Here is a 15,005-nt window from a genome sequence, read left to right as displayed (position 1 = left end):
AATGACCGCACAAACCACCGACCTGGCGCTGGAAGTTCGCAGGTTCCTCGAGGTCGAGGTGCTGCCCCTCGAGCCCATCTTCCTGAAGCATGGCTTCAAGGCCGTTCTGCCCGAGCTACAGCGGGTTCGGCAAAAGGTAAAGGAAAGGGGCTGGTGGCTGCCCCCGCTGCAAAAGCCGCTGGGTATGGGCCTGGGCCTGGGGGATTTTGCCCGCCTGAGCGAGGAGCTGGGCCGCAGCCCCCTGGGCCACTACGTCTTCAACACCCAGGCCCCCGACATCGGCAATATGGAGGTGCTGCTCAAGCACGGCACGCCGGAGCAGAAAGCGCGTTTTCTGGAGCCTTTGGCAAAGGGCGAGGTTCGCAGTTCCTTTGGCATGACCGAGCCCGAGTACCCCGGCTCCAACCCGGTCTGGATGAACACCACCGCGGTGCTCGAGGGCGACCAGTGGGTCATCAACGGGCACAAGTGGTACACCACCGGCTTCGAGGGCTCGAGCTTCTGCATCGTAATGTGCATCACCGACCCCGACCAGCCCAACCCCTACGCCCGGGCCAGCCAGATCATCGTGCCCACCGATACCCCCGGCTTTCGGCAGGTGCGCAAAATTTCGGTGATGGGGGAGGAGGGCGAGGACTGGATGAGCCACTCGGAGATTCGCCTGGAAAATGTGCGGGTGCCCCAGGAGAACCTGCTGGGTGTGCGCGGCAAGGGCTTTGCCATTGCCCAGGAGCGGCTGGGGCCGGGGCGCATCCACCACTGCATGCGCTGGATTGGCATCGCCCAGCGCAGCCTCGAGCTGATGTGTGAACACGCCGCCCGGCGCGAGCTTGCCCCCGGCAAGCCCCTGGGTTCGCGCCAGGCCATCCAGCACCTGATTGCCGAGTCCAAGGCCGAGATTCACGCGGCCCGGCTGATGGTGCTGGATGCCGCCGAAAAGGTCGAGCAAAAAGGGGCCGAGGGGGCTAAAGTGGAGATCTCGCTCATCAAGTTCTTTGTGGCCGGGGTGCTGCAGCGGGTGCTGGATCGGGCCATCCAGGTGCACGGGGGCCTGGGGATGTCCGACGACCTGCCGCTCTCGTTCTTCTACCGGCACGAACGGGCCGCCCGCATCTACGACGGGGCCGACGAAGTCCACAAGACCGTGGTGGCCAGGGCCCTGCTCAAGGACTACGGCCTGGATATCTCGCTCTGACCCCGAGGTACTGCCATGACCGACCAACCCGCCCCCACCCGACCCGGCGAAGAGCTGGACATTGTGCGGCTGCAGGCCTACCTGCTGGAGCACCTGCCAGGGGCAAAGGGCCGCCTCGAGGTGCTGCAGTTCCCCAGCGGTTTTTCCAACCTGACCTACCTGCTCAGGCTGGGCGAGCGGGAGCTGGTGTTGCGCCGCCCGCCGTTTGGGGCCAACATCAAGACCGCCCACGACATGGCCCGCGAGTACCGGATTCTCTCGGCCCTCAAGCCGGTCTACCCCAAGGTGCCCCAGCCCCTCCTGTACTGCGCCGACGAGGGCGTGCTGGGGGCCCCGTTTTATGTAATGGAGCGCCTGCACGGGGTGATCCTGCGCACCCAGCCCCCGCCCGACCTGACCCCGGAGCGCATGCGGGGGATTTGCGAGGCCGCGCTCGAGGCCCTGGTCGAGCTGCACAGCCTGGACTATCAGAAAGCCGGTCTGGGCGACCTGGGCCGGCCCGAGGGCTATGTGGAGCGGCAGGTGCGGGGCTGGACGGAGCGCTACCAGAAGGCCCGCACCGAGACGGTGCCCGGCATGGAGCAGGCCATGGAGTGGCTGGCCGCCCACATCCCGAGCGGCTCGAGCGCCGCCCTGATCCACAACGACTTCAAATACGACAACCTGATGCTGAACCCCGCCGACCTAACCCAGGTGGTGGCCGTGCTGGACTGGGAGATGGCCACCCTGGGCGACCCCCTGATGGATCTGGGCACCACCCTGGGCTACTGGGCAGAGCCCGACGATCCGCCGGGCCTGCGGCGTTTTGGCCTGACCCATCTACCGGGCAACCTGCGCCGGGCCGAGCTGGTCGAAGCCTATGCGGCCCGCAGCGGTCGCAGCGTGGATAATATTGTGTTTTATTACGTGTACGGGCTCTTTAAGGTCGGGGTGATTATGCAGCAGATTTACGCCCGCTACCAGAAGGGTCTCACCCGCGACGAGCGCTTCGCGGTGCTGATACATTTGATCCGGGAAATTGGCCAGAAGATACAGAAGGCCATCGCCACAGGCCAGGTTTAGACGTGTAGGATACGCTGTATGGCGTGTTGCTGGGCGCTACTATAAGAAGCTCAGCAATGCAAACCAGGGATATGCCTTATGCGATACAGCGAACTCGCTTTTACCGGCCCGGCCACCTTTTTCAAAGCACCCCACCGCCCCCTGAACGAGCCCTGGGCCGCCGACGTGGGCTTTCTGGGCCTGCCCTACGACTTTGCCGTGGGCTACCGCCCCGGCGCCCGTTTTGCCCCCAACGCCCTGCGCGAGGCCAGCGGGCGCTACGCACCGGGGCCGGAGGGGTGGTTCGACCTCGAGACCGAGACCTACCGCCTCAAGGGCGTGCGCCTGGTGGACGCGGGCGATGTGGACCCGGCCCAGCTCGAGTACCCCGAGACCTTCCGCCGCATCACCGAGGCGGCCCGCGCCCTGCGTGAGCGGGTGAAACTGCCGGTGTTTGTGGGGGGTGATCACTCGGTCACCTACCCAATTTTGCGGGCCTACGACGACCTCGAGGGGCTCCACATCGTCCAGCTCGACGCCCACCTGGACTTCTCGGATAGCCGCAACGCAACCCGCTTTTCCAACAGCAGCCCCTTCCGTCGGGCGGTGGAAGATGTTCCAGGTCTCAGGCACATCACCGTGGTGGGGCTGCGCGGCCTGCGCACCAGCCCCGAGGCCTACCAAGCAGCCAAAAACCGGGGCCATACCCTGATTACCGCCTCCAGGGTGCGGGAGAACCTGCCCTGGGCACTGGCCCAGCTTCCCAAGGGCCAGAAGGTTTACCTGAGCTTCGATGCCGACGTGCTCGACCCCTCTATTTTGCCCGGCACCAGCAGCCCCGAGGTGGAGGGCCTGACCTATGGGGAGGCGATAGCGGTGGTGGCCGAAACCGTCCGGCGAAACGAACTCGTAGGCTTCGACCTCGTGGAGCTGGCCCCCAACCTCGACCCAGGGGGCCTTTCGGCCCTGGTGGGGGCGCGGTTCCTGGCCGAGGTGCTGGCCTGCTGGGCCGGTTGAGCGGTAATGTACAGAAGCCTTCGGGAAGGGTTTATGGGGCCTTGGCTTTGCCCCGAAAAACCAGCAGCGTCCACAGTAGCAGGTGCAGGCCCAGGGCCGTACCGGCCAGCGCAACCCCCCAGTCGTTGCCCAGCCGCCACAGCCATAGACCGCCGCCGAAAGCCAGCAAGACAAGCAGGCCCCAGCCCTGGCTGTAGGTAGGGCTGCCCGGGAAAAAAAACTGCACCGCTCGCCGCCAGGCCAGGCTGGGGGCCACGCTTTGCGGCTTGGGGAGGAAGAAGCAAAGCAGGTGGTAGGCTGCGAACAGCAGGATGAGCACAGCAGCAGTCCAGGCCCACAGCGGGCTGGGCCAGATGGGCAGGTTGCGCCAGGTGGCCGGGAAATCTGCAGCCAGGGCCTGCAAATTACTCAGGCCTACTGCGGTGGCAATGATTCGGGGCGTAGGAACAGCATCCCGCGCCACACCGGCTTCACGGTAAACTGCCGTCCAGAAGTCGCCCCCCAGGCCCAGGGCCTCCTGCACAGCCGCCGAGGTAGGGGCCTGCTGATAGGCCTGGGCCAGGGCCTCGGGGGTGCCGCGCCCTACCAGGATGTAAGTCCAGGGAGGGGCTTCTTGGTAAAGCCGCTGGGACTCACTGGGGTTTTCTTTTGCCAGGGCATAGGCCAGCAGTCCACGCAGCGGTGCGGTGTTGGCAAAGCTGCGCAGGGTTTCCGCGGCTGCGCTCGAGCGCAGTGTGCCCCGCATGAGGCTGTCCTGGGCCAGGAGGGCTTCGGAGCGGGCCATAACACCCCAGGCCAGCAAGGCTGAAGCGGCCAGTAGAAACAGCAACAACAGCACAGCCCGCTCGCCCAGTGTGGTGTAGGCCAGCACGCTGTGGCGCAGCCGTAGCAAGGGATGCCGTAACCAGCCTAGCAGCCAGCCCCCGCTTGGTCGCACCCCGCGAAGCTGGGCTGGCAGGTACATCAGGGTCAGGTATAGCAGCATCAGGCCGTACAATCCAAGCAGCACCCAGGTTGCCAGGGATAGGTTGGTGGAAGTCAGGGGGGTTTGCCAGCCGGCCACCTGCTGCAAAGCTGCGCGGTAACGCTGGGCCAGGTCAGGACGACCCTGGGCCTCGAGCCAGCCCACCTGCTCCCATAGCAGGGTTCTGGCACCGGGTAGCTGGGGTAGATACTTTAGGAAAAAGTCCGACCACAGCAGGCTTTGCTCGAGCCCCTGCCGGCGTGCAACCCGGATCTGCAACAGCCAGGGCTCGAGCCAGCGCATCACCCCCTCGCCCCAGGCCAGCTCGGGGCGGTGGCCGCGCTGCAGCAAGTCCCGGCCAACGGCCTCGAGGTCGGCTGGGCGGAGGCTGTTTATATCGAGGCTAAAGTAATACCAGTAGGGGCGGTTGGAGTCCGGACTCTGATCCAGCCCGCGGGCATTGGCTGCGGCCAGCGTGTCAAGGTACTCCCGAATGATGGCCAGGCTTTCCCAGCGCCCTTCGTAGGGTTTGCCGGCGAAAGCCCCGAGGCCCAACCGCCGCCCATCCTCTAGAAGAACGGTCAGCTCGGTATCGGCCTCCAGGGCCCGAACCTCCCCTGGTGGATAGTGTTGAGCAACCACCCTGGGCGTTTGCAGATCAATTTCCAGCAGCAGCGGGCCTCGAGCGATAAAGGCCCGCTGCCCCAGCACCTTTGGGCCGATCCATGCACCCTTGAGCGGCAACTTCCAACCGCCCAACACCAGCCCGTCGGGGGTGAGGGCTGGCGTGCCGGGTGCGTTCTGTGCGGGTGGGGTGGGACTGGCAACAGCGCGCACCGTGGTTCTAACCTCGAGGGTGCGTTCGCCCACCTGGATGCTAATTCTGTACTCACCCGCAGCCGGGGGGGTCCAGGTGGTAGCCAGGTTGCCCTCAAAGGTCTCGAGGTTGACCTCGGTGGTGGCGGTTTCGGAGGAGATTTTCAAGACATAGCGGCCTGGAGGGAAGTCGGCCCCTCGTATTTCCAGGGCCTGCCCAACCTGGGCTTCGGGGGGCACGGTTAGGCTCTGGGCCAGTGCCATGCCCCAAAGGAGAACACCCGCAATCCAGCGCATGGCGCCATTTTATTCCACGAAAAAGTGAGATCGTAAAACCTATCTCGAGCAGTTGCAGCGTCCAATTGCGATAAAATCCGATAAAAACTTATACTCGCCCCGGCTTGCCATCGGCTGTACTATACTAAGGTTCGGGTCTACCTTGGGTAGGCTCCTGGAGGTTTTGTTGAATGTCCGATAAAAAACCGGTATACCTTACCGCGGAAGGCAAGGCACGGCTCGAACAGGAGCTGGCCTACTTGAAAACCGAGAAGATGCAGCAAATTGCCGAAGAGATGGGCCGGGCCATCGCCGAGGGCGATTTGCGTGAAAATGCCGGTTACGACGAGGCGCGCCGGGCCATGTGGCAGAACAATAGCCGCATTGCCGAGCTCGAGGACATCCTTAGCCGGGTGCAGATTGTGGAGTCGGGGAATGGTGTTCCTACCGAGGTACAGATAGGCGTAACGGTGGCGCTCGAGACCGCCACCGGCCAGCGCATGAATGTAACCATGGTGGGCAGCCATGAGGCCGACGTGTTCAGCGGCAAAATTTCCAACGAGTCGCCCCTGGGCCAGGCCCTGATGGGCAAAAAGGTGGGCGATGAGGTACACGTCAAAGGCCCCAAAGGCAGCCAGACCTACGTGGTGGTCGAACTTCTATACGCTTAAGCATCGGTTGGACGGTATCGGGCAACGGTCGGATGAATGGGGCCGTGGCCTGCCGTCTGGATGTTCTAGCCTTTCGGCTTTTTGAGTATGCGAATTTTAGTAGCCAACGACGACGGTATCTTTTCGCCTGGAATCAAGGCGCTGGCTTTTGCTTTGCGTGAGCTGGCCGAGGTTAACGTAGTGGCCCCCGATGTGGAGCAGTCGGGGGTAGGGCATAGCATCACCTTCCGACGCCCTCTGCGCTTCAAGCACACCGCCTCGGCAGGCTTTGGGGAGATCCCGGCTTACCGGGTGGATGGCACCCCTGCCGACTGCGTGGTACTGGGCAGCCGGCTGCTGGGCTGGCCGGATCTGGTGGTCTCGGGTATTAACATCGGGGTCAATATGGGCCTTGATCTGACCCATTCGGGCACGGTGGCTGCGGCCCTGGAAGGGGCCTCGTTGGGGATCCCCTCGATTGCCTTTAGCCTGGACGCTTCCGGCGAGGAGCTGCGCTTTGAGGAGGCGGCCCGCTATGCGGTGCCGATTGTCCGCTGGGTGTTGAAGCATGGTCTGCCCAACAAAACCCTGCTCAACGTAAATTTTCCCAACCGCACCCCACAAGGGGTTAAGGTAACCCGCCTCTCCACCCACCGCTATGAAGACACCATCGTCGAGCGGGAAGACCCCGATGGGCGGCCTTACTACTGGGTGGCCGGCAAGCCCACCGCGGAGCTGGAGGAAGGCACCGACTACTGGGCGGTGCAGCAGGGATTCATATCCATTACCCCCATTTCCCTGGACTACACCAACTACGCATTTGCAGAGGAGCTCGAGCGGAAGTTCAGGGTGCGCGTCCCCAAAAAGACAAAGACGGCCAGGGGTTGAACCTGGTGGTGGGCAGGAAGCCCCGATCTTCTCATAGGACGGGCCTGGGAAAGCGCTAGGCCAGTTGGGGGTGGGGGGCTGTGGTCTTCTTGAGGGAGATGCTAAAAACAGAGCCTTTGCCCAGCTCGCTCTCGGCCCAGACATGGCCCCCGTGGGCCTCCACAATCGAACGCACGATGGCCAGCCCCAGCCCACTACCACCGCGGGCACGGTCGCGGGCCTTATCAACCCGATAAAAGCGCTCGAACAGGTGGGGAAGGTGCTCTTTGCTGATACCCTCACCATTGTCTTCTACCCGGACGACAGCCCGCTCGGTCAGGTCGAGCACGATGAGCCGGATCCGGGTGGCACCGGCTTTGATGGCGTTGGAAACCAGGTTGGCCATGACCTGATGCAGCCGCTCGGGGTCGCCCAGCACCCATACGTGCTCGGGGGCCTGCACCTCAATTTGGCCTTCGAAGCTCTTGCTGTATTCTTCCTCAATCTCGTTGAGCACGGTTTTTAGGTGCACCGAACCCAGCTCAATCTTCCAGCTCCCGCCGGTTTTGGAGAGTTCGAGCAGGTCTCCCACCAGCTTTTGCATCCGTTCGGACTCACGCTTGATGATCTCGAGGCTTTCGCGCTGCTGCTCGGTAATCTGGGTGCGCCGAAGCAAATAGTTGACATGCCCCAGAATGGCTGTTACCGGTGTGCGCAGCTCATGGGAAGCGTCGGCTAGAAAACGGCCCTGGGTCTCCCAGGCGCTCTCGAGCCGCGCGAGCATCCGGTTGAGCGACTTAACCAGCGAGGCCACCTCGTTGTTGCCTTCCAGCTCTGGTAGTTTTTCGGGTTTATTGCTCACCTGTTCGGCTTTTTTAGCTACCCACTCGAGGGGCTCGAGGGTTTGTCGAACCAGCCGGAAAGCCAGCAGACCGCCAAAAACCAGTACCAGCAGGGCGGTGGCCGTGTAGGTGCGGGCAAAGTTGGTGAGGGTGCTCTGGATGCCCTCGGTGGACTTGCCCACCATCAGGATGACCAACTGGGGGCCCTGGGGAATGCCGGCGATCTCGGTTACCAGACGTTCGGCCCGCAAGCGCAAGGGAATCTGGCTGCCATCTGCGCGGGTGAGGGTGGTTTGGGTGTAAAAACCACCGGAGCGCAACACCTCCTGCAAACCTTTTTCCGAAAGGGTCAGGCTGGCATCACCCATAGCCAGCGACTTGGCGATGGGGATGGCGGCCCCTTGCAGGATGTCGCTGGGGGTGGGGTTGGGGTAGGGCACCCACAGGGCCTGGCCGTAGACGGTAAGTGGCAAGCCTTCCAGATCGCCCTGTTCACGGATGAGGCGCTGGGCTGTTTGCGAGGTCTCGATCAGTTCCCGGCGCAGGTTGTCGTACAGGGTAAACTGCAAGCTGCCGTAGACCGATCCCCCGATGAGCAGCAGGGAAAAGGCCAGCAAAGCCAGCGTGAGCAGGGTAATGCGGGTGCGGAGGGTCATGGATGGGCCTGGGTGTGCTGAACGCTGGGTACAGCGACAGTGCAGCAGTTATTGTACGGGCGAGTGTGCAGGCTGTGTGCGCTTTATGCCCGCAGAGGCGGTGGGTGGAACCGCGCTTTTGCGCTTAGTCTTCGCGTAACACGTAGCCCACACCCCGCACGGTGTGTATCAGGCGGCGCTCACCGGCGCCCTCGAGCTTCTTCCGCAAGTAGCCGATGTACACGTCGACCACGTTGGAGCCGCCCTGGTAGCCGGGCCAGACCTTTTCCTCGATCTCGAAGCGGCTGAATACCTTGCCAGGGCTCTTAGCCAGCAGCTCCAACAGCTCGAACTCCTTATTGGAGAACTCGATGCGCCGGCCTGAGCGGTAGACCTCGCGTCCCTCGAGGTTGATGATCAGGTCGGAGACCCGAATTTCGCCGGTAATGGCGGGGGTTACCCGGCGCAGGTGGGCGCGGATGCGGGCCAGCAACTCCTCGATGCTGAAGGGCTTCACCAGGTAGTCGTCGGCCCCGGCATCCAGGCCCTCCACCTTGTCTTCGACCCGATCTTTGGCGGTCAGTATAACGATCGGTACGTTGGAGGTTTTGCGAATCCGGCGGGCCACCTCGAGGCCGTCCATGACCGGTAGCATCAGATCCATCACCACCAGGTTGGGGTTGGTCTCGCGAAAGCGCGACAGCCCGGTGATGCCGTCGTAGGCCACCTCGGTTCGGTAACCTTCGGCCTGAAGCTCGAGCTCGATAAAGCGGGCGATGTCCTTTTCGTCTTCGACGATCAGGATTAGGGGTTGATCCATGCTTTCCATACCAGCAGGGTAGCTGCACTTCTCATGAGAATGATGGCTATCTAACTAAGTATACTCTCATTTTTGGGCATTCATATGAGAGCCAGCACTTCTACCAGATGCGGTTGATTCGGGGCTAGAAGGCGGCGAGATGCGCTTTCTTCGCCGGGCCTGGCAAGGGGTGTGCTCGAGGGATGCAGGTCTTGGACTATCTTTATCCGGTATTGCCTGCAAATCCCGCCTTTTCATACCAAGTTTAGGTGAATCATCACACATCGGAAAGCCGCTCCCAGCCCCACCACCCCCAGATGCGCCCGGAGTGCCCCTGGTGGCACCCTGCTCCTTGCGGTCCGCTGGAGTTTTTCCAGACCGGGATTTGGTATGACTATTTACCTAGATTCCGTATCATACCGGATTCAAAAAGATAATCTTCCAAAGCAAAGACCTCCAGAGGCTATCTTTTTGAATCCTAGAGCACTCCCTTCGGTCGGGTTAGTTCGTCACCATTCGGTGGCGAACTAACCGAATCTGGTATCAGATGCGTAGATGCACCACGGTTACCCCATGGCCGCCCTCGTAGGGCACGGCATCGTGGAAGCTCTCCACCCGGCGGTCGCGCTTGAGCGATTCGCGCAGCGCATTCCGTAAGGCCCCGGTGCCCTTACCGTGCAGCAAGCGGACGGGGGTGGTGGCGGTGGCTTTGGCCTCGGCCAGGTAGTCGTCCACGGCCAGCAGGGCTTCTTCTACGGTGAGGCCGCGCAGGTTGAGTTCGGTGGGAATTTTGGCTTTATGGGCCACACCTCCGGCTGAGGGGCTGGACGGGGGGGTGGGTTTGGGCTGAAGGCGCTCCACTGGAAGGGTGAGCCGCACGGCCCCCATCTGCAGGACGGCTTCCTGGCCCCTGAGCTCCACGATGGTGGCCCGACCCCCATACTCCGGCACCTCGACGACGGCCCCTACCTGCAAGCCGGGGTTGCTGGGGGCGGCCTTCTGCGGGCGCTGGTAGCGGCTGCGCAGCTGAATAAGCTCTTGCAGGGCCTGGCCCTGGCCCTGGGTTTTGCTGCGCTCGCGGGTTTGCCGGATGCGCTCCTGGGCTTCTTTGACGATCTGCTCGGCCTGGGCTTTGGCCTCCTCGATCAGGCGCTCTTTTTGCCCGGCCAGCTCGGCCAGCTGCCGCGCCAGTTCCTGCTGGAGCTGGGCGGTTTCCTGCTGCTGGGCCTGGGCTTTTTGCTGGAGGGTATGCAGGCGCTCGCGTTCGGCCTCGAGCGCGGCCAGTAGACGCTCCAGGCGCCCCCCCTCGGGGCCCAACAGGGCTTCGGCCCGCTCGAGCTGCTCGCGTGGAAAGCCCAGCCGACGGGCGATCGAGAGGGCATAGCTGCGTCCGGGAGCCCCGACCACTAGCTGATAAGTGGGGCGCAGGCGTTCCAGGTCGAAGCGCATCGAGGCGTTTTGCACGCCGGGGGTGTCCTGGGCAAAGGCCTTGAGGGGGGAAAGGTGGGTGGTGATCAGGCCGCGCACCCCTTTAGCCAGCAGCCCCTCCACGAAGGCCTGGGCCAGGGCGGCGCCTTCCTCGGGGTCGGTGCCCGAGCCGAGCTCGTCAATCAGGGCCAGGCTGTGGGGGGTGGCGGCTTCCAGCACCTCTTTGAGCCGTAGCAGGTGTGCGGCAAAGGTTGAGAGGCTCTCCTGCAGCGACTGTTGATCGCCTATGTCCACAAATAGTTTGTCTGGAAAGGCCAGATCGGCCTGCTCGGCGGCCACGTACAGTCCGCACTGGGCCATCAGCACGGCAAGGCCCAGGGTTTTCAACAGCGCGGTCTTGCCGCCCATATTGGGGCCGGTGATGAGCAGGATGCGGTTGTGTGGGGTGAGGGCAATATCGTTGCTGACGGGATTTGCAATCAGAGGGTGGCGGGCGGCCTGCAGCTGGTAGACTCCATCTCGGTTCAGGCGGGGTCGCACCAGCCTCCAGTCTTCGGCCAGGCTGGCCGCGGCCCGGGCTATGTCGAGCTCGCTCAGGGCTTGCAGGGTGGCCTCGAGCTCCGGGTCGCTGGCTAGAATAGCGGAAAGCTCGAAGAGCACCCGGTTCACCTCGGCCTCTTCCTCGAGCCGCAGGCTGGCGAGCTCGTTGTTCAGGGGCACCACCGAGGCGGGCTCGAGGTATACGGTCAGCTTGGAATCGGACTGATCCAGCACGATGCCGGGGAGCTTATTCTGATGGCTGGCCTTGACTGGAATTACGTAGCGGTCGCGTCGGATGGTTACAAAGCGCTCCTGGATGGCCTCCGGGTTTCGATCCATGAGCTGGTAGAGCCGATCCTGAATGCGCTCGCGCAGCGGGTTGACCCGCCTGCGAATCTCCCGCAGCCGGGGGGTGGCCTCGTCGCGCACGTTGCCCGCTTCGTCGAGCGACTCCCGGATGCGCCGCAAAAAATAGGTGTGTTCGCCGATCCGGCCCGCCAGGGTTTTCAGGTGCACACCGATCTCCAGCAGCTCGTGCTTGAGCGCTACAACGGCCTCGAGGCTTGCCGCCACCTCCCGTAGCTGGGGGCCTTCCAAGCGCAGGCCCTGGCGGGCGGCGGCCAGGGGAGGGCGCAGGTCGGACGTGCCCCCCAGCCGATAGGGATAGGCCAGGGCTTCGGCTACGATCTCCTGCTGCCTCTGGGCTTCCTCGAGGGTGCTTTTGGGCTGCAGGGCCAGCAGGGCTTCCCGACCGATGGAGGTGGAGGCCCGTTCGGCCAAAGCCTGGCGAATGCGATTAAAGTCCAGCGATTCAGTGACCTCGAGCATACCTAACCCAAAGGGTCAGTATAGCCCAGCCAGCCCAGCAGGATAGGACGTATGTCAGGTTTGCTTCGTATGCTCGCTGTGCCGGCGCGGGAAGGGTCTATTCCTGCAAAGGTTGTTCCTTGCGAGCCAGCCCGAGCTTGTGGGCCTCGAGAAGTTGCCGCAAAGCCTTGCCCCGGTGGGAGTACGCGGCCTTTTCCTCGAGGGTCATCTCGGCAAAGGTCTTGCCAGCTTCGGGCAGATAAAACAAAGGGTCGTAGCCAAAGCCCCACTCCCCACGGGGGGCCTCGAGGATCTCTCCCTCGGTCTCGCCCCGGTAAAGCTCCATGTAGCCATCGGGATAGGCCATCACCAGCACGGCCACAAACCGGGCCTTGCGCTCGGATGGGGGGACACCCTTAAGGCGCTCGAGCAGGTATACATTGCGCTCGGTGTCGGTTTTTTTGTTGCCATAACGGGCCGAGTAGACCCCGGGCTCGCCCCCTAGAGCAGCGACCTCGAGGCCCGAGTCGTCAGCCAGGGTGGGCAGTCCGCTCTGCTTAGCGGCAAAGGCCGCTTTGAGCACGGCATTGTCTTCAAAGGTAGAGCCTTCCTCGGGCGGCATTTTGAAGGGATAATCGAGCAAGGAAAACAGCGTCCAACCCAAAGGCGCGAGCCCTTCCCGAATCTCACGAAACTTGCCTGGGTTGGAAGTGGCGATCAACAGATGCATCTATACTATCTTAATCCATAAAAAGCTGAGCGGATGGGTTGCCGTGGTGTTCTGTTGAGGTTGCGGGCCTGGGCGGTTTGGCATGCTTCCTCAGACGCGGTTCTTGAGCTGGGCGTGCACCCGGCGCACCAGCTCGGGTATATGCGTCAGACCCATCTCCAGCATGGCCTGGTAGGTGCTTCTGGGTACTGGACGGCCTTCCCCTGCCCCGTGCAGCTCGATGATGTCGCCGGACTGGGTCGCTACCACGGTCAGGTCGGCCCAGGCGTTTTCATCCTCGAGCTGGGTTAGGTCGAGCAGCAGGCTATTGTCGCTCATCCAGCCCACGCTCACCGCAGCGAACTCGGTAAGGGGCCATTCGTCCAGCTTGCCTTGCCTGACCAGCCGATCCATGGCCATATAGAGCGCCGCATAGCCCCCCAAAAGCGAGGCCACGCGGGTTCCGCCGTCGGCCTGAATTACGTCGGCATCTATCACCACGGTTTTGTTAGGCAGCAGGCTCAAGTCCAGCACAGCCCGGAAAGCCCGCCCCAAAAAACGCTGAATCTCCGCGGTGCGGCCCGATATTTTCTGGCGTTCACGCTCTTTACGTTCTTTGGTGGAGCGGGGCAGCAGGTTGTACTCGGCCATCAGCCAGCCTTGGCGGCCCGAGACGTGCCGGGGCACCCCATCGGTTAGTGAAACATTGACAAGCACCTTGGTATGCCCCAGCTCGACCAGCGCCGAACCCTCGGCGTAGTGCACATAACCCATGCGTATTGTGAGGGGGCGCAACTCCTCGGCCGCGCGGCCATCCTTGCGTTTCATCGCCGAGACTTTACCACATGCGCTCTTGCCGCTAAAATAACCAAGGCCTGCCGGTGTAGCTCAGCGGTAGAGCACTCGATTCGTAATCGAGCGGTCGTCGGTTCAAATCCGACCACCGGCTCCAGTAAGAATAAGGCCCAGGACGCAAAAATCCTCGATGTGCAAAAGCCCCCCTAGGGGGGCTTTTGTCTGCTATGGTAGCCATTTGGTAGGCAATCAAAGTCTTTATACCGGAGCGGAAAGGAACACCAACGACGATGGCACGCAGGACACGCAGGAGAGGAAAAGGCGCTGGCACAGTATTCGAGGACAAGCAGCGCGGCGGCTGGGTCGGCGAGATTGACCTCGGCCTTTCCCCGGACGGCAGGCGCATCCGCAAGCGCATCCGGGGTAAGACCCGCAAGGAGGTCGAGCTAGCCCTCGCCAACCTGGTGACCCAACACGGCAGGGGCCTGGTGGTCAAGCCCGAGAAAGTCACCCTGGGCGACTACCTCGACCGCTGGCTAGCCCACCAGGAGAACAAGGTCAAGCTCACCACCTACACCTCCTACCAACACTCGGCGGCCCACCTCAAGCGCTACCTGGGCACCACCGAGCTCGGGCAGCTCCACCCGCTGCTCATCCAGGACTTCATCACCCGGATGCGCCGCGACACCTACATAGTTGGCAAGTCTGTGCGCCGTTACAGCGAGCGCACCACCCACTACGCCTTCGCGGTGCTCAAGATGGCCCTCGACCAGGCGGTGGAGTGGCGGCTCATCCCCTCCAACCCTACCCAGGGGGTGGACCCACCCCGCCCCAAGGTCTCCAAGAAGCAGGTCTGGACCCCTGAGCAGACCCGCGCCTTCTTCAAGCACGTCAAGGGCCACCGCTATGAAGCGGTGCTGCACCTGGCCGCCCTCACCGGGCTAAGGCGCGGGGAAATCAACGGCCTGAGGTGGTCGAGCATCGACTTCGAGAAGGGCACCCTGACTGTGGACAACAACCGCACCCGCGCCCGGCGCGAGACGGTGGAGGGCACCCCCAAAACCGAGCTCTCCCAGCGCCGCCTACCCCTCGGCCCCCGGCTGTTGGCGATGCTGAGCGAACTGCGGGAGAAGCAGCTCGCCGAGGCCAGGAAGAAGGGTTGGCCTGAGCCCGAGTACGTGCTGCTGGGCCGGGGCGGCAGGCCCGCCTACCCCACCAGCCTCACCGCTACATTCCGCCGCCTGGTGCAGGAGGCCGGGCTGCCGTACATCACTCTCCATGGGCTGCGGCACTCGTATGCCTCGCTGGCCCGGCTGCGGGGGGTGCCCCTAGAGGTAGTCTCCAAGACTCTAGGCCACTCCACCCCCGAGTTCACCGCCCGTCTCTACCGCCACCTCTACAGCGACGAGCTCACCCAGGCGGCGCAGGTGATGGACGCCTTGCTGGACCAGGAGCAGGCCCCCGCCTAGCCCTGCTCGCCCGCCGACCCACCGGCGGGCTTCTCGTCCACAGGCAGCAGGCGGATTTCCACTCCCAGCCATATCCCCTTCCTGCTGACGTCCTGGTGAGGTAGTCATGGGGCACGAGACCGTTTATCCTGACAGGCAAGATGGCTATTAGCTGT

Annotated in this window: 12 protein-coding genes and 1 tRNA gene; 7 read left to right on the top strand and 6 right to left on the bottom strand. The window is 63.2% G+C overall.

The window, feature by feature from the left end:
* Position 1: 1 nt before the first annotated feature.
* The 3 genes from MTAI_RS09375 (at position 2) to MTAI_RS09365 (ending at position 3,253) form a co-directional block, all read left to right on the top strand.
* Entirely contained in the window at positions 2 to 1,195 is a 1,194-nt protein-coding gene (locus MTAI_RS09375; protein WP_027887948.1) for an acyl-CoA dehydrogenase family protein, read from the top strand.
* A 15-nt stretch (positions 1,196 to 1,210) separates the two neighbouring features.
* Entirely contained in the window at positions 1,211 to 2,257 is a 1,047-nt protein-coding gene (locus tag MTAI_RS09370) for a phosphotransferase family protein (protein ID WP_027887947.1), read from the top strand.
* Positions 2,258 to 2,335: 78 nt separating this feature from the next.
* Positions 2,336 to 3,253, top strand: a complete 918-nt coding sequence (locus tag MTAI_RS09365) for an arginase family protein (RefSeq protein WP_027887946.1) — start codon at positions 2,336 to 2,338, stop codon at positions 3,251 to 3,253.
* A 31-nt stretch (positions 3,254 to 3,284) separates the two neighbouring features.
* Here the strand turns inward: MTAI_RS09365 and MTAI_RS09360 are convergent, their stop codons facing one another.
* On the bottom strand, positions 3,285 to 5,330 hold the full coding sequence (locus tag MTAI_RS09360) for a hypothetical protein (protein ID WP_027887945.1): 2,046 nt from the start codon (positions 5,328 to 5,330) through the stop codon (positions 3,285 to 3,287).
* 170 nt (positions 5,331 to 5,500) lie between these two features.
* Between MTAI_RS09360 and greA the strand changes: the two genes are divergently transcribed.
* Together greA and surE are read left to right on the top strand one after the other, a co-directional pair.
* Positions 5,501 to 5,980, top strand: a complete 480-nt coding sequence (gene greA, locus MTAI_RS09355) for a transcription elongation factor GreA (protein ID WP_027887944.1) — start codon at positions 5,501 to 5,503, stop codon at positions 5,978 to 5,980.
* An 87-nt stretch (positions 5,981 to 6,067) separates the two neighbouring features.
* Positions 6,068 to 6,847, top strand: coding sequence for a 5'/3'-nucleotidase SurE (surE, locus tag MTAI_RS09350; RefSeq protein WP_027887943.1), 780 nt, complete (start codon positions 6,068 to 6,070; stop codon positions 6,845 to 6,847).
* A gap of 55 nt (positions 6,848 to 6,902) precedes the next feature.
* Here the strand turns inward: surE and MTAI_RS09345 are convergent, their stop codons facing one another.
* The 5 genes from MTAI_RS09345 to rph all read right to left on the bottom strand — a co-directional run bounded on the left by MTAI_RS09345 (position 6,903) and on the right by rph (position 13,414).
* Complete coding sequence (locus MTAI_RS09345) at positions 6,903 to 8,324, bottom strand: sensor histidine kinase (RefSeq protein ID WP_027887942.1); 1,422 nt, start codon at positions 8,322 to 8,324, stop codon at positions 6,903 to 6,905.
* A gap of 124 nt (positions 8,325 to 8,448) precedes the next feature.
* Positions 8,449 to 9,123 (bottom strand): response regulator transcription factor, encoded by a 675-nt coding sequence (locus tag MTAI_RS09340; protein ID WP_162147914.1) that lies wholly within the window; start codon positions 9,121 to 9,123, stop codon positions 8,449 to 8,451.
* A gap of 522 nt (positions 9,124 to 9,645) precedes the next feature.
* Entirely contained in the window at positions 9,646 to 11,898 is a 2,253-nt protein-coding gene (locus tag MTAI_RS09335) for an endonuclease MutS2 (RefSeq protein WP_027887941.1), read from the bottom strand.
* A 97-nt stretch (positions 11,899 to 11,995) separates the two neighbouring features.
* The gene (rdgB, locus tag MTAI_RS09330; RefSeq protein WP_027887940.1) at positions 11,996 to 12,607 is read right to left on the bottom strand and encodes an RdgB/HAM1 family non-canonical purine NTP pyrophosphatase; all 612 of its coding nucleotides are present in this window, start codon (positions 12,605 to 12,607) and stop codon (positions 11,996 to 11,998) included.
* Positions 12,608 to 12,697: 90 nt separating this feature from the next.
* Positions 12,698 to 13,414 (bottom strand): ribonuclease PH, encoded by a 717-nt coding sequence (gene rph / locus MTAI_RS09325; protein ID WP_027887939.1) that lies wholly within the window; start codon positions 13,412 to 13,414, stop codon positions 12,698 to 12,700.
* Positions 13,415 to 13,463: 49 nt separating this feature from the next.
* Between rph and MTAI_RS09320 the strand changes: the two genes are divergently transcribed.
* A tRNA-Thr gene (locus MTAI_RS09320) sits at positions 13,464 to 13,538 on the top strand.
* 133 nt (positions 13,539 to 13,671) lie between these two features.
* Positions 13,672 to 14,850 (top strand): tyrosine-type recombinase/integrase, encoded by a 1,179-nt coding sequence (locus MTAI_RS09315; RefSeq protein ID WP_027887938.1) that lies wholly within the window; start codon positions 13,672 to 13,674, stop codon positions 14,848 to 14,850.
* The last annotated feature ends 155 nt before the right edge of the window (positions 14,851 to 15,005 follow it).

It is taken from the genome of Meiothermus taiwanensis WR-220 (assembly GCF_003568585.1).
In the GTDB taxonomy this organism is placed as follows: Bacteria; Deinococcota; Deinococci; order Deinococcales; family Thermaceae; genus Meiothermus; species Meiothermus taiwanensis.
This window is presented reverse-complemented; position numbering and strand designations above follow the sequence as displayed.

Excerpts from the sequence above, each read along its gene's own strand:
- MTAI_RS09365 (WP_027887946.1), top strand. The coding sequence starts at position 2,336 with ATGCGATACAGCGAACTCGCTTTTACCGGCCCGGCCACCTTTTTCAAA.
- surE (WP_027887943.1), top strand. The coding sequence starts at position 6,068 with ATGCGAATTTTAGTAGCCAACGACGACGGTATCTTTTCGCCTGGAATC.
- MTAI_RS09335 (WP_027887941.1), bottom strand. The coding sequence starts at position 11,898 with ATGCTCGAGGTCACTGAATCGCTGGACTTTAATCGCATTCGCCAGGCT.
- MTAI_RS09375 (WP_027887948.1), top strand. The coding sequence starts at position 2 with ATGACCGCACAAACCACCGACCTGGCGCTGGAAGTTCGCAGGTTCCTC.
- MTAI_RS09340 (WP_162147914.1), bottom strand. The coding sequence starts at position 9,123 with ATGGATCAACCCCTAATCCTGATCGTCGAAGACGAAAAGGACATCGCC.
- greA (WP_027887944.1), top strand. The coding sequence starts at position 5,501 with ATGTCCGATAAAAAACCGGTATACCTTACCGCGGAAGGCAAGGCACGG.
- MTAI_RS09370 (WP_027887947.1), top strand. The coding sequence starts at position 1,211 with ATGACCGACCAACCCGCCCCCACCCGACCCGGCGAAGAGCTGGACATT.
- MTAI_RS09315 (WP_027887938.1), top strand. The coding sequence starts at position 13,672 with ATGGCACGCAGGACACGCAGGAGAGGAAAAGGCGCTGGCACAGTATTC.
- MTAI_RS09345 (WP_027887942.1), bottom strand. The coding sequence starts at position 8,324 with ATGACCCTCCGCACCCGCATTACCCTGCTCACGCTGGCTTTGCTGGCC.
- MTAI_RS09360 (WP_027887945.1), bottom strand. The coding sequence starts at position 5,330 with ATGCGCTGGATTGCGGGTGTTCTCCTTTGGGGCATGGCACTGGCCCAG.
- rdgB (WP_027887940.1), bottom strand. The coding sequence starts at position 12,607 with ATGCATCTGTTGATCGCCACTTCCAACCCAGGCAAGTTTCGTGAGATT.
- rph (WP_027887939.1), bottom strand. The coding sequence starts at position 13,414 with ATGAAACGCAAGGATGGCCGCGCGGCCGAGGAGTTGCGCCCCCTCACA.